Here is a 13,329-nt window from a genome sequence, read left to right as displayed (position 1 = left end):
CATTTAAAAACCAAGTGGCTCTAAAAATTATATAAATAAAGAACAAAAGAAGATTTATGAACATAATAATAATGTTTATATATAAAGTTCAATTCTAAACGAACTATATAAATAAAATATTTTTAAAATATACGCATTAATCGTTGACTAAGAAATTCCTTTTTGCTAAGATTAAGTCAAGGGGTGATATATTTGAAAAGATTTATTGACTTGAAGATTGGAATTATAGGTGGAGGGCAACTAGGTAAAATGATAGCACAAGAGGCTAAAAAAATGGGATTATTTGTTACCATACTAGACCCTACGCCTAATTCACCCGCTAGTCAAATTGCAGACAAACAGATTATTTCTGATTTCAATAATGAAGAAAAAATTGAAGAATTAGTTAATGAATGTGATATAACTACTTTTGAGATAGAACATATTAATACCGAAATATTAAAAAGACTTGGGAAAGATGGGAAAAATATTTTTCCTACTTCAAGGGTTTTGGAAATTATTAAGGATAAATCAAGGCAAAAAGAATTTCTTAATAAGTTCAATATACCAACTAGTAGGTGGAAAAGAGTTAATGATAATGGATTTATAGATAAAGATTTAGGTTTTCCTGTTGTTCAGAAGGCTTGTAGAGGAGGCTATGACGGCAGAGGCGTTTATATTATAAAGAATAAAGACGATATAGAAAATAGATTAAAAACAGAGTCATTTCTTGAAGAATATATTGATTTTGAGAAAGAATTAGCAATAATGGTTGCAAGGAATAGGCATGGTGAAATAAGATGTTATCCTTTAGTTGAGATGGTATTCGATAAAGAGGAAAATATCTGTGATATGATTATAGCTCCTGCAAGGGTAGACGAAAATATTTATAAAGAAGCATCAGAAATTGCTGCAAAATGTGTGAGGGCTTTAAATGGTATAGGAGTATTTGGAGTTGAGATGTTTCTGACAAAGGATAAGAAAATTTTAGTTAATGAAATTGCTCCAAGGGTGCATAACTCAGGACATTATACAATCGAAGGATGCGTTACATCTCAATTTGAACAGCATATAAGATGTATAGCGGGTTTACCTCTTGGCTCCACAGAGCTAATAGTTCCTACAGTAGTGATGAATATTTTAGGAGAAAAAAATCATTATGGGACAGCAGATTATATAGGAGTCAACGAAGCCTTAGAAATTCCAGGAGTTAGCGTTCATATTTATGGAAAAAAAGAGATAAAGCCCTATAGAAAAATGGGGCATGTTACTATTGTTGATAAACAGATTGAGAAAGCTATAGAAAAGGCGTATAGGGTAAAGAATGTCTTAAAAGCTATATCTAAGGAGGCTTAATATGAAGCATAAAAAACCATTGATTGGAATTATTATGGGAAGTGATTCGGATTTGCCTGTCATGAGTGAAGCAGCTAAGATATTAGATGATTTTGACATAGATTATGAATTGACAGTAGTTTCAGCCCATAGAACTCCTCAGAAATTATTTCAGTACGGGCAAAGTGCTAGAGATAGAGGATTGGAGGTAATTATTGCTGGAGCAGGAGGAGCAGCCCATTTACCTGGAATGATTGCCTCAATTACAGAATTACCAGTTATAGGCGTTCCTATAAAAACATCAACACTTAATGGAATAGATTCACTTTTATCAATTGTTCAGATGCCTGGGGGAGTTCCAGTTGCTACAGTGGCAATAAATGGAGCTAAAAATGCAGGAATTTTAGGAGCACAAATATTGGGGATAACAAACCCAGAGATTAGAAACAAAGTAAAAGTATATAAAAAAAATTTAGAAAAAGAAGTACTATTGAAAGCAAATAAATTAGAAGATATGGGCTATAAGGAATACTTAGAAAAAATGGCAAAGTAATTAAAAAAATTGTATAAAGAAAACATTCTGGTAGCTGCCTAGGAGGATAAAAAAATGGTAAAAAAGGAAATGATATATGAAGGTAAAGCTAAAAAGGTTTTCAAAACTGATGATGAAAAAGTATATATTATACAGTATAAGGACGATGCAACAGCATTTAATGGAGTTAAAAAGGGCACAATTCTTGGTAAAGGTGTAATCAACAATAAAATGTCAGCTTTGCTTTTTAAGCTTTTAGAAGAAAAGGGAATACCAACTCATTTTATAGAGCTTTTAAATGATAGAGAGATGATGGTAAAGGATGTAAAAATACTTCCTCTAGAAGTTATTGTGAGAAATGTTGCAGCTGGTTCTTTAGCTAAAAGATTGGGACTTGAAGAAGGAACTCTTATGAAGACTCCAGTTCTAGAGTTTTGCTACAAAAACGATGACTTAGGTGATCCGATGATTAATGAATATCATATTAGAGCTATTGAACTTGCAACCGATGAGCAGGTTGAAAAGGTTAAGGAATATGCTTTTAAGATAAATGACATTCTAGTAGAATTTTTTAAGGAAAGAAATATTAAACTTATTGATTTTAAATTAGAATTTGGTTTACATGATGGAGAAGTGATACTTGCAGATGAAATTTCACCTGATACTTGTAGATTATGGGATGCAGATACTAATAAAAAGCTTGATAAGGATAGATTTAGAAGAGATTTAGGAGATGTTGAAGAGGCTTACGAAGAGGTATTAGGAAGATTACAGTAATATAATAATGGAAGATAGGAGAAGGGAGAAAGGTGAAAGGTCAAGTTAAGACCCATAAGAAGGTCTTAAAAACCTTTTTCCTATCTCCTATCTCCTTTTTCCTAACAAAATACGGAGGGACAAAGTAAAATGTACTGCAATAATTTTGATTTTGATAAACTAAACGAAGAATGTGGAGTATTTGGAATATACTCAAAAAGCGGGCAAAACCTATCTAGAATGATATACTTTGGATTGGTAACATTGCAGCATAGAGGGCAAGAAAGTGCAGGAATAGCAGTATATAACGATGGTAAGATACATTATTATAAGGAAATGGGATTAGTTAGAGAGGTTTTCAATGATACTGTACTAGGTAGATTAAATGGCAATATAGGAATTGGACATGTTAGATATTCTACAACAGGAGAAAGCTATGTAACCAATGCTCAACCACTGGTAGTTCAATATAAAGGCGGGTCAATAGCCCTTGCCCATAATGGAAATCTAGTAAACGCTGACAAAATTAGAGATGAGTTAGAAGACAATGGCTCTATATTTCAGACATCAATAGACAGCGAAGTAATAGCTAATCTAATAGCTAAGAATTATAATCTTGGCTTCAAAGAGGCAATCGTTAAAGCTGTTCAAAGAATAAGAGGCTCCTTTGCACTAAGTATTATTTGTGAGGGTAAGCTTATTGGAGTAAGAGACCCCCATGGATTAAGACCCCTATGTGTTGGGAAACTTGATGACGGATATGTTTTATCATCGGAAAGCTGTGCCCTTAGTGTTGTTGGAGCAGAATTAATAAGAGATGTTAAACCAGGTGAGATTGTTATAATAGATGATAGCGGCATAGAATCAATTATGTATGATGAAGGAAAACAAAAGGCTCTTTGTTCCTTTGAATTTGTATATTTTGCTAGGCCCGATAGTTTTTTAGATGGACAAAGTGTATATAAAAGTAGAATTAAAGCTGGAAAAATACTTGCTAAGGAGCATCCCGTAGATGCAGATATAGTCATGGCTGTACCAGATTCAGGAACAGTTGCTGCCATAGGCTATGCAGAGGAGTCAGGAATTCCCTATAGACAAGGCTTGCTTAAAAACAAATATTTAGGTAGGACCTTTATTCAACCAGATCAAAAAATGAGAGAGCTTATGGTTAAGCTAAAGCTTAGCGTACTTAAGGAAAATGTTGAAGGTAAGAGATTGGTTTTAATTGATGACTCCATAGTTCGAGGAACTACAAGCAGTAGAATTGTAGAGATGCTTAGAAGAGCTGGAGCTAAGGAGGTTCATCTAAGGGTCAGTTCTCCACCTGTTACCCATTCATGTTACTTTGGTATAGATACTCCAACAAGAAAGCAGCTAATAGGAGCTACCCATTCAATAGAAGAAATAAGAGAGGAAATCGGAGTAGACAGCTTGGGGTATATAAGTATAGAAGGACTTGTAGAATCCATTGATATGGAAGATAAAAGGCTCTGTACTGCTTGTTTTTGTGGAAATTATCCTATGGAGGTTCCAAGTTCAGGTAATAAGTTTTTATTTGAGAAAAAGTAGACAAATCTTTTATATGGGGTGACTATTTGATGAGTGAAAAACTAACCTATACAGATTCAGGAGTAAACATAGAAGAAGGTGCTAGGGCTGTAGATTTAATGAAGGGTTATGTAAAGAATACATTTACTAAAAATGTGCTATGTGATTTAGGTGGATTTGGGGGACTATTTCAGCTAGATGCTAAAGCCTACGAGGAACCAGTTTTAGTTTCTGGAACCGATGGAGTTGGAACTAAGCTAAAGCTTGCTTTTATGATGGATAAACACGATACCGTAGGCATTGATCTAGTAGCAATGTGTGTTAATGATATACTATGTCAGGGAGCAAAGCCCTTATTCTTTTTAGATTATATTGCAACTGGAAAATTGAAGGCTGAAAAGGTTGCAGACATAGTGAAGGGTATTTCAGAGGGCTGTATGCAGTCAGGATCAGCACTTATTGGAGGAGAAACTGCTGAAATGCCTGGATTTTATGACGAAGGCGAGTATGATATGGCTGGTTTTAGTGTAGGGATAGTAGATAAGCATAAGATTATCGATGGAAGTAAAATTCAAGACGGGGATGTAGTTGTAGGATTACCCTCAAGTGGTATCCATTCCAATGGATATTCCCTAGTAAGGAAGCTTTTCTTTGATAAATTAGGCTATGGTGTAGATAAATATATTGAAGAATTAGGAGAGACCTTGGGAGAAACCCTATTGAGACCGACTAAAATATATGCTGATATAGTTATGAAGGTGCTTAAGGAATATGAAATAGGCGGTATGGTTCATATAACTGGTGGAGGCTTTTATGAAAACATTCCAAGAATTATTCCAGATGGATTAGGTGTAGAGATTAATCTGGGAAGCTGGAAGGTTTTACCTATATTTCAGTTGATGCAAAGAGAAGGAAATATAGAAATAGAGGAAATGTTTAAAACCTTCAATATGGGTATAGGATATATACTTATCGTAAAGGAAAAGGATACAGATGAGATGCTTGGGTTTATTAATGATAATGGTGAAGAAGCCTATAGAATAGGTACAGTGGTAAAGGGCATACATGGGGTGAGTTTATGTCAGTAAAAAAAATTGCTGTATTAGTTTCAGGCAGGGGAAGCAATCTGCAAACAATAATAGATAATATCGAAAATGGTAGTATTAATGGAAAAATTGAAGTGGTTATTTCCAGTAAGAGGAATGCATATGCCTTAAAAAGGGCTGCAAACCATGATATTGAAGGTATATATATAGGGAAAGAAAACTATCCCGATGTGGATTCCAGAAATGATAAACTTATAGAAGTATTAAAAAAAAGAGAGATAGATTTGATAGTCCTTGCTGGATATATGAGTATACTCAATAAAAGATTTGTTGAGATTTTTAAAAATAAAATCATAAATATTCATCCTTCACTTATTCCAAGCTTTTGTGGCAAAGGGTATTATGGCTCTAGAGTCCATAAAGCAGTATTGGATTATGGAGTGAAGCTAACTGGAGCTACTGTACATTTTGTAGATGAAGGAACTGATACGGGACCAGTTATACTTCAAAAAACTGTAGAAGTAGATTTTAATGATACGGTGGAAACCTTGTCGAAAAAAGTATTGAAAATAGAACATGAGCTTCTACCACTTGGAGTGAAGTTGTTTTGTGAAGATAGATTACATGTTGAGGGTAGGAAGGTTAAGATAAGTATGAGCTAGGGACTGGTCTATTGGGTGGAGGCTTAGGTTAAGCTTGATATTGAATATCACTCAATAAGTCACTTTGGTAAATCAAAAGGAGGTTATTGCCATGATAAAAAGAGCTTTAATCAGTGTTTCAGATAAGACTGGAATTGTAGAATTTGCTAAGAAGCTTAAAGAATTAGGGGTAGAAATTATCTCTACTGGGGGAACTGCTAGAAAGCTTATTGAAAATGGTGTAGAAGTAACTAAAGTATCGGATATTACAGGTTTTCCCGAATGTTTGGATGGAAGAGTAAAGACTCTACATCCTGTTATCCATGGCGGAATACTTGCAATAAGGGATAATGAAGCCCATATGGCACAGCTTGAGGAATTAAATATTAAACCAATAGACTTATTGGTGATAAATCTTTATCCATTTAAACAAACTATTTCTAAAGAAAATGTAGAATTTGATGAAGCCATAGAAAATATTGATATAGGTGGACCAACAATGCTAAGGTCTGCTGCCAAAAACTTTAAATATGTTACAGTAGTAACTGATCCTAGAGACTATGATAAAGTAATTGATGAGCTTAATGAGAATAATGAAGTATGCTATGAAACTAAATATGAATTGGCGTTAAAGGTATTTGAGCATACATCCCATTATGACACATTAATTGCTGGCTATTTAAGAAATAGATTAGATGGTAAAGAGCTTCCAGAAATCTTAACCCTTACCTATGAAAAGGTTAGTAATTTAAGATATGGCGAAAATCCACATCAAAAAGCGGCATTTTACAAAGAAGTAGGAAAAAATGAAGGTTCATTGGTTAATGCAATTAAGCTGCACGGTAAAGAGCTGTCCTTTAATAACATAAATGACACAAATGGAGCTTTGGAGCTATTAAAGGAATACGAAGAGCCGACGGTAGTAGGTGTAAAGCATACAAATGCATGTGGGGTAGGCAGTGGCTATGATATTTATGACGCATATATGAAAGCCTATGAATGTGATCCAAAATCAATATTTGGCGGAATAATAGCTGCCAATAGAAGCATAGACTATAGAACTGCAGAGGAAATAAATAAAATATTTGTAGAAATAGTTATAGCTCCAGATTTTGATGAAGAGGCCCTTGAAATATTAAAATCAAAGAAAAATATAAGGCTTTTGAAACTAGAAAATATAAGTAAAAAGCAATGGGAAAGAGCTATGGATATGAAAAAAGTTAATGGTGGAATTCTTCTTCAAAATGTAAATTGCCAGTTATATAAAGATGGATTGAAAGTAGTAACGGAAAGAATACCTACTGAAAAGGAAATGGAAGATTTAAAATTTGCTTGGAAGGTATGTAAACATATTAAATCAAATGGTATAGTGCTGGCTAGAAATAAGCAAACTGTAGGTATAGGACCTGGACAGGTAAATAGAATTTGGGCGGTAGAAAACTCAATTAAGCAAGCATTCATAGAAGTTAAAGGAAGTGTAATGGCATCAGATGCCTTCTTTCCATTTTCCGATTGTGTTGAAGCAGCAGCCAAGGCAGGTATAACAGCTATAATTCAACCTGGCGGCTCAATAAGAGATCAAGAATCAATCGAAGCAGCCAACAAGTACGGTATAGCAATGGTATTTACAGGAATGAGACATTTTAAACATTAGAAAGTTCTAAGACAATAGGGTCAAGCTTATAAGGATTTGACCTTAATACTCAAACTTAATCTTAGTCTGAATCTTGACCTAAGAGTATTACCCATAAGTCATTCGGAGGTGAAGAGCTATGAAGGTTCTAGTTGTTGGTGGTGGTGGACGTGAGCATACCTTGGTATGGAAGCTGTCCCAAAGTCCAAAGGTGGATAAGATATACTGTGCACCTGGAAATGCTGGGATAGGAGATATGGCGGAGCTAGTCAATATAAAGGCTGAAGATATAGAGGGTCTACTAAACTTTGCATTAGAAAAGGATATAGATTTAACTGTGGTTGGACCTGAAGTACCATTGGTGAATGGAATTGTTGATAAATTTCAAGAAGAGGGGTTAAAGGTATTTGGACCCAATAAAGCATGTGCTCAACTTGAGGGAAGCAAGGCATTTGCCAAGGACTTTATGATGCGACATAACATCCCTACTGCTAAATATAGAGAATATACCAATGTAGATGAAGCAATAAATGATATAGGAGTCTATGGATATCCTATGGTTATAAAAGCCGATGGACTTGCAGCAGGCAAGGGAGTAATTATTGCACAGGATGAAAAGGAAGCCTACGAAGCATTGAACATGATAATGAAGGATAAGAAGTTTGGCGATGCAGGATCAAAGGTAGTTATAGAAGAATTTTTAGATGGAATAGAAGCCTCAATTCTTTGCTTTGTTGATGGAGAAACTATAGTACCTATGGTTAGCGCCCAAGACTATAAAAAAGCCTTTGATGGTGATAAAGGACCAAATACAGGTGGTATGGGAACATATTCCCCAAGTATAGTATATAATGATGATATTAAAGAAAGGGTTAAAAATACAATATTAATGCCTTTTATAAATGGTCTTAAAGCTGATGGATTGGATTATAGAGGTATAGTGTTTATAGGACTAATGATTAAGGACGGACAGCCAAATGTGCTAGAGTTCAATACAAGATTTGGTGACCCAGAAACACAGGTAGTACTTTCGAGACTTAAAACTGATTTAGTAGAAATTATAGAAAGCATATTAGAAGGAAAATTAAAAGACCAAGTCATAGAATGGTCAAGTAAGAAGGCAGTGTGTGTTATACTAGCCTCAGAGGGCTATCCAGGAACCTACGAAAAGGGAAAAGCTATTGATGGACTTGAAAATGTAAAGAATGTAGTAGTATTCCATGCAGGAACCAAGCTTGTAGATGGCAAGGTAGTTGCCAATGGTGGCAGAGTCCTTGGAGTGGTAGCCACTGGGGATACAATAAATGAAGCTAGAGAAATTGTATATAAAAATATTGATAAAATAAATTTTGAAGGAAAACAATATAGAAGGGATATAGGAGAGATAGCACTTGGGTAAGCCAAGTACTATTTCTCTTATATATACTATAAATAAAAAGCTTCATTTATAGGAATAAAAAAGCAATCTTAATTAGAAATTTAGTTCTATCAAGATTGCTTTTCAATTTAATTAGTATCGTATTATGATTGAGTAACAGGATCTAAACCATCTTCTGTTGCAGCAACTACTACAGCACATGATGCATCACCAACCACATTAACAGAAGTTCTTGCCATATCTAGGATTCTATCTATACCGCCTATAAGTACAAGTCCATCTAAAGGTAAGCCTACAGACTGAAGTACAAGGGTTAACATTATGAATCCACCGCCAGGAACACCAGCAGTACCTATAGAGCCAAGTGTTGCAGTCAAGACAATTGTAGCCATTTGAGCTAAAGTTAATTCAATACCATAGACTTGAGCAATAAAAAGTGCACATACACCTTGATATAGTGCAGTACCATCCATATTTATAGTTGCACCCAATGGAAGCACAAAACTAGCTATTTTTTCTGAAATTCCAAGATTTTCACGAGTACATTTAATTGTTACAGGAAGAGTACCCGATGAGCTTGTTGTACTAAAGGCTGTAATGGCAGCAGGAGCAATACCTTTAAGGAATTTTGTAGGATTAAGTTTACCGAATATTTTAACTGCTGAAGAATATACAATAAGTGCGTGTAATATACAACCAAGATATACTGCAAATATAACCAAACTTAGTGGCTTTAATACGTCTATACCATACTCAGATACTACAGGAACTATTAAAGCGAATATACCATATGGTGCCAGTTCCATTATGAAGGATGTGATCTTATACATTATGTTAGCTAAGCTTTCAAAAAAGCTAACGAAGGATTTTGATTTTTCACCTATAGCGGTACAACCAATACCTAAAAATAGAGCAAAGGTTATAACCTGTAGGATGTTTCCTTCTACTAAACCCTTTAGTGGATTTTTTGGAATAATGTTTAGTAATGTAGATACTATAGAAGGAGCTTCTGCAGCAGCTGAATTAGCATCTACTGGGATAGTTAAACCACTGCCAGGGTGGATTATCTTACCTAGCAATAACCCGATAGATACTGCAATAGCTGTGGTTGCAAGATAATAGACAATTGTTTTACCACCAATTCTACCTAGTGATTTAGGATCTCCTATACTAGCAGCACCAACGATTAGAGATGAAAACACCAATGGGACTATTATCATTTTAATCATGTTAAGAAATAGAGTACCGAAGGGCTTGATATAAGTTTGAGCTACATTAGGTATGCTTTGCATGAATAGACCAACAACAATACCAAGAATAAGTCCTAGAAAGATTTTAGTTGTTAACTTCATTTTTTTCATAACATCATTCCTTTCCAAAAGTTTTAATATATTATTAATTCAATTATAGGAATTTAAGTAAAGACTTTAATTTATACATATCCAAAACGCCCAGAAATGTTGCGTATTTGTACATGTATAAATTAAGTTTTACTATGTAAATCCTATATAGATAACCAACATTAAAACTTAATAGAAATTTCATAGAAAATAATGAATGTTTCTACATTTTTTCTATGAAATTTATAATACTTTAGAGTTGGTTATCTTTAATAATATATATACCTTCAGACAGAACAAGACGTTAAAAGACTAAAAAAGACTAAAAAATAGTCAGATAATTCAAAAGATTGATTATTTGATAGGATCATGAATAAGGATAATACTGCTTTCAATAAACTTTCTAATATTGATTTTACCTTGGTTAAGAGAACGTCCCTTTAGATAGTTCATTTGCTTTCGAAGCTCGTTAAAGTCAAATAATCGAGAACCATAGTTTTCAAATACAGGATTCATATAATCCTCAATACCAAGTGACGCCATTATATTAAATGCTTTAGATATTGTTCGCCTTATACGTTGTTCAACAGCATATAGTTGGCTTTTATCTTTAGGATCATTAACAAGAGATCTGTACATATCTGATAATTTATATTTTTTCCCCTTTAAATTATCTACCCAAATAGTAGCGTTTATAAGATCATCACAGCCACTTTCACCTATAATCCCCAATTTATTATAAAAACGTTTAAGCTTAAGTTGAAGATCACTAGTTGCATGACTGTATTCTAAGCTTGATAAATAATCTATATTTGTGAAGGTGTTCTTTAAATTGGCTATTATATTTTTCATTACGAAATTTCTTTTAGCTTTATTTATTATAGTCATCACTTCAACTACATTTATTGGTTTGTTAATAAAAAACTCTATATCATGATTATATGCTTTAGCTATCATATTTTTGTCACTTACTTCCGAAATCATGATAATAATAGGAGAGTAAAGGATTTGTATCTCTTTTATTACATCTAGGCCATCTTTATCGGGCAATAGATAGTCTAGCAATATTATATCTGGCCTCAACAAAGAAATTTTCTTTATTGCTGCACTACCTGTAGTAGCCATGCCTATAAATTCACCTGGAAAATTTTCATCGATAATATTATTTAAAATATTTACTATACTTGTATCATCATCTACGACAAAGATAGTATTTTTCATTTTTGACCTCCAACAAGCTTTGAGTATGGTATTTTAACTATAAACTTAGTATATTTATTTATTTCAGATTCTACTTCTATACTGCCATTAAAATAATTTTCTACTATATGCTTAACATGGGTTAGTCCAACACCACTGGACATTTTGCCTGTTATTTTATCATATTTAGATGAGTAACCAGCATCAAAAATATCAAGTAGCTTATCCTTTCTGATACCTTCACCATTATCCCAAACTATAAATTTAACTATATTATTATCATTATAACAATCTATTTTAATTTTACCAAACTTATCAATAGCTTCAATACTATTTATCGCTAAATTGTTGATAATAGATATCAATTGATAAAATTCTTTTGTAGTAAAAATAGTATCATAGTAAATAGATAGATCTATTTGTTTGTTATGCTTTGCAGCTATTTTAAGCATGTTATCTTTGATAATATACAAAATATCTTTATTACTCATATAATTAAGGGGATCTTCTTTATTAAAGGCTGCTTCCATACCAGCTATTACTCTTAAATAATCCTTTTTTACTTCATGTATCTCTTTGGCAACCTTTAGCAATATTGCTTTTAAATCTGGAGATTTAACATTATGATAATAATCATGAATTAAAGATACCGTATTTTCAATATCATTTCTGGACTTATTTAAGAAGAACAGTTCCGTTTTAAGATGTGAAGTAAATAAAACTAATTCTTTAAGCTGCTTTTCTCTTTGATCGTTTTTAAATCTTCTTACATAATAATTGCTCATCCAAAAGACCATGTAGGTAATTATGGTTCTTATACAGCCCATCATGATTATTAATATAACAGTTTTATCAAAATTACCTAATGTCCAAATTTTACGTATAAAAGCTTCTACTAAATTTGAAAAAGAATCACAAACCCATAAGCTAAGCATGAAATTTATTGGGTTATTAATCTTATTTCGTACCTCCAATAGCTTGAATAAAATACCAAAGGATACGTAGAAGGAAATGACAGGTAGGTATATCAATATGGTCCCAATAAAGCTATGATTGCCATAGCTAAGAAATGTAATTAGACTTCTAAATATAAACATTAAAAAACCAACTAATATACAAATTAAAATTTCATTGTAGTCTTTAAAATATAATAGGAATAATGACAAAATAAGAACTGCTAAAGATAGCCTAAAGCCATAAGCATAAGGAGTAATATATATTTGTCCCATAAAAACAGTTAATATGCATATTGCAAAAATATTTTCGATTTTTCTCCGATTTTCTTTAATTATCTCCAATTTACCACTCCTTTCAAACATATGTTGTTTTATATGGTATCTTGGTTTGTTATAAATATTATATACTATAGTTTAAGACAAAGAAAACTGAAAAATCAAAAAATAATGAGTCAAAAAGAACCGTCACCGATAACTCCAAAAGAACCGTCACCGATAACTCCTTGTCTTTTGAGTCAAAAAAACCGTTCCCTTTAACTCTGTTTCTTACAATTTTCTTACAACTTCTAATTTAGACAATATTTTACATTATTTTCTGATTTAGTATGTTATACTATTTTTACAAACACAAGATACAACTCAAAATATTTAGTATTGTAAAAAGTTCTATGAAAGGCGGCATGAAATAAAAAATAGTTTTATTCGATACAGGTATACGCTTTTTAAGAGGAAAGCAGGTCTTAAAAAGTAAAATATATTAGGTTACCATAAACTATAAAATTTAAGCTTTCAGGAATAGACTTTAGTTTTGAAACAACATAATTAAAAGCTTTTACTGCTGACAAAGTATCTTAAATAGGGGATACCTAGTAAGATAAAGAAATCATCTAGTTTATAGGAGTATATTTTTTAGGAATTTTGCTAGAGATAAACAACTTCAAGGTTTAATAAATTTGATATGAATTTTAAGTAAAATCAATGGGTT

11 protein-coding genes are annotated in these 13,329 nt (G+C 32.8%); 8 read left to right on the top strand and 3 right to left on the bottom strand.

The annotated features are described in order from the left end of the window. Nucleotides 1-192 precede the first annotated feature (192 nt). From BUB36_RS12625 to purD, 8 genes are all read left to right on the top strand, one after another. Nucleotides 193-1,335 (top strand): 5-(carboxyamino)imidazole ribonucleotide synthase, encoded by a 1,143-nt coding sequence (locus BUB36_RS12625; protein ID WP_073150796.1) that lies wholly within the window; start codon nucleotides 193-195, stop codon nucleotides 1,333-1,335. Between the two features lies 1 nt (nucleotide 1,336). Then, entirely contained in the window at nucleotides 1,337-1,867 is a 531-nt protein-coding gene (gene purE / locus BUB36_RS12620; RefSeq protein ID WP_073150794.1) for a 5-(carboxyamino)imidazole ribonucleotide mutase, read from the top strand. Between the two features lie 54 nt (nucleotides 1,868-1,921). Then, nucleotides 1,922-2,623, top strand: coding sequence for a phosphoribosylaminoimidazolesuccinocarboxamide synthase (purC, locus tag BUB36_RS12615; protein WP_073150791.1), 702 nt, complete (start codon nucleotides 1,922-1,924; stop codon nucleotides 2,621-2,623). A 129-nt stretch (nucleotides 2,624-2,752) separates the two neighbouring features. Then, nucleotides 2,753-4,171: an amidophosphoribosyltransferase gene (gene purF, locus BUB36_RS12610; RefSeq protein ID WP_073150788.1), complete on the top strand. Its 1,419-nt coding sequence runs from the start codon at nucleotides 2,753-2,755 to the stop codon at nucleotides 4,169-4,171. A 29-nt stretch (nucleotides 4,172-4,200) separates the two neighbouring features. After that, the gene (gene purM, locus BUB36_RS12605) at nucleotides 4,201-5,238 is read left to right on the top strand and encodes a phosphoribosylformylglycinamidine cyclo-ligase (protein ID WP_073150785.1); all 1,038 of its coding nucleotides are present in this window, start codon (nucleotides 4,201-4,203) and stop codon (nucleotides 5,236-5,238) included. Then, nucleotides 5,229-5,858, top strand: coding sequence for a phosphoribosylglycinamide formyltransferase (purN, locus tag BUB36_RS12600; RefSeq protein WP_073150782.1), 630 nt, complete (start codon nucleotides 5,229-5,231; stop codon nucleotides 5,856-5,858). The genes purM and purN overlap by 10 nt, the downstream gene beginning before the upstream one ends. 91 nt (nucleotides 5,859-5,949) lie before the next feature. Beyond that, nucleotides 5,950-7,491: a bifunctional phosphoribosylaminoimidazolecarboxamide formyltransferase/IMP cyclohydrolase gene (purH, locus tag BUB36_RS12595; protein ID WP_073150779.1), complete on the top strand. Its 1,542-nt coding sequence runs from the start codon at nucleotides 5,950-5,952 to the stop codon at nucleotides 7,489-7,491. A gap of 118 nt (nucleotides 7,492-7,609) precedes the next feature. Then, complete coding sequence (gene purD / locus BUB36_RS12590; protein ID WP_073150776.1) at nucleotides 7,610-8,869, top strand: phosphoribosylamine--glycine ligase; 1,260 nt, start codon at nucleotides 7,610-7,612, stop codon at nucleotides 8,867-8,869. Nucleotides 8,870-8,991: 122 nt separating this feature from the next. Here the strand turns inward: purD and BUB36_RS12585 are convergent, their stop codons facing one another. The 3 genes from BUB36_RS12585 to BUB36_RS12575 form a co-directional block, all read right to left on the bottom strand. After that, nucleotides 8,992-10,209, bottom strand: a complete 1,218-nt coding sequence (locus BUB36_RS12585) for a dicarboxylate/amino acid:cation symporter (RefSeq protein ID WP_073150774.1) — start codon at nucleotides 10,207-10,209, stop codon at nucleotides 8,992-8,994. Between the two features lie 333 nt (nucleotides 10,210-10,542). Beyond that, nucleotides 10,543-11,409, bottom strand: a complete 867-nt coding sequence (locus BUB36_RS12580) for a response regulator (RefSeq protein WP_073150771.1) — start codon at nucleotides 11,407-11,409, stop codon at nucleotides 10,543-10,545. Beyond that, nucleotides 11,406-12,686 carry a sensor histidine kinase gene (locus tag BUB36_RS12575; RefSeq protein ID WP_165613086.1) on the bottom strand — a complete coding sequence of 427 codons (1,281 nt, stop codon included), beginning with the start codon at nucleotides 12,684-12,686 and terminating at the stop codon, nucleotides 11,406-11,408. The genes BUB36_RS12580 and BUB36_RS12575 overlap by 4 nt, the downstream gene beginning before the upstream one ends. Nucleotides 12,687-13,329 lie beyond the last annotated feature (643 nt).

Origin of the sequence: Paramaledivibacter caminithermalis DSM 15212, from assembly GCF_900142245.1 — a bacterium.
Classification (GTDB): domain Bacteria; phylum Bacillota; class Clostridia; order Peptostreptococcales; family Caminicellaceae; genus Paramaledivibacter; species Paramaledivibacter caminithermalis.
The sequence above is the reverse complement of the archived record's forward strand: the minus strand, read 5'-3'. Positions and strand labels throughout refer to the sequence as shown.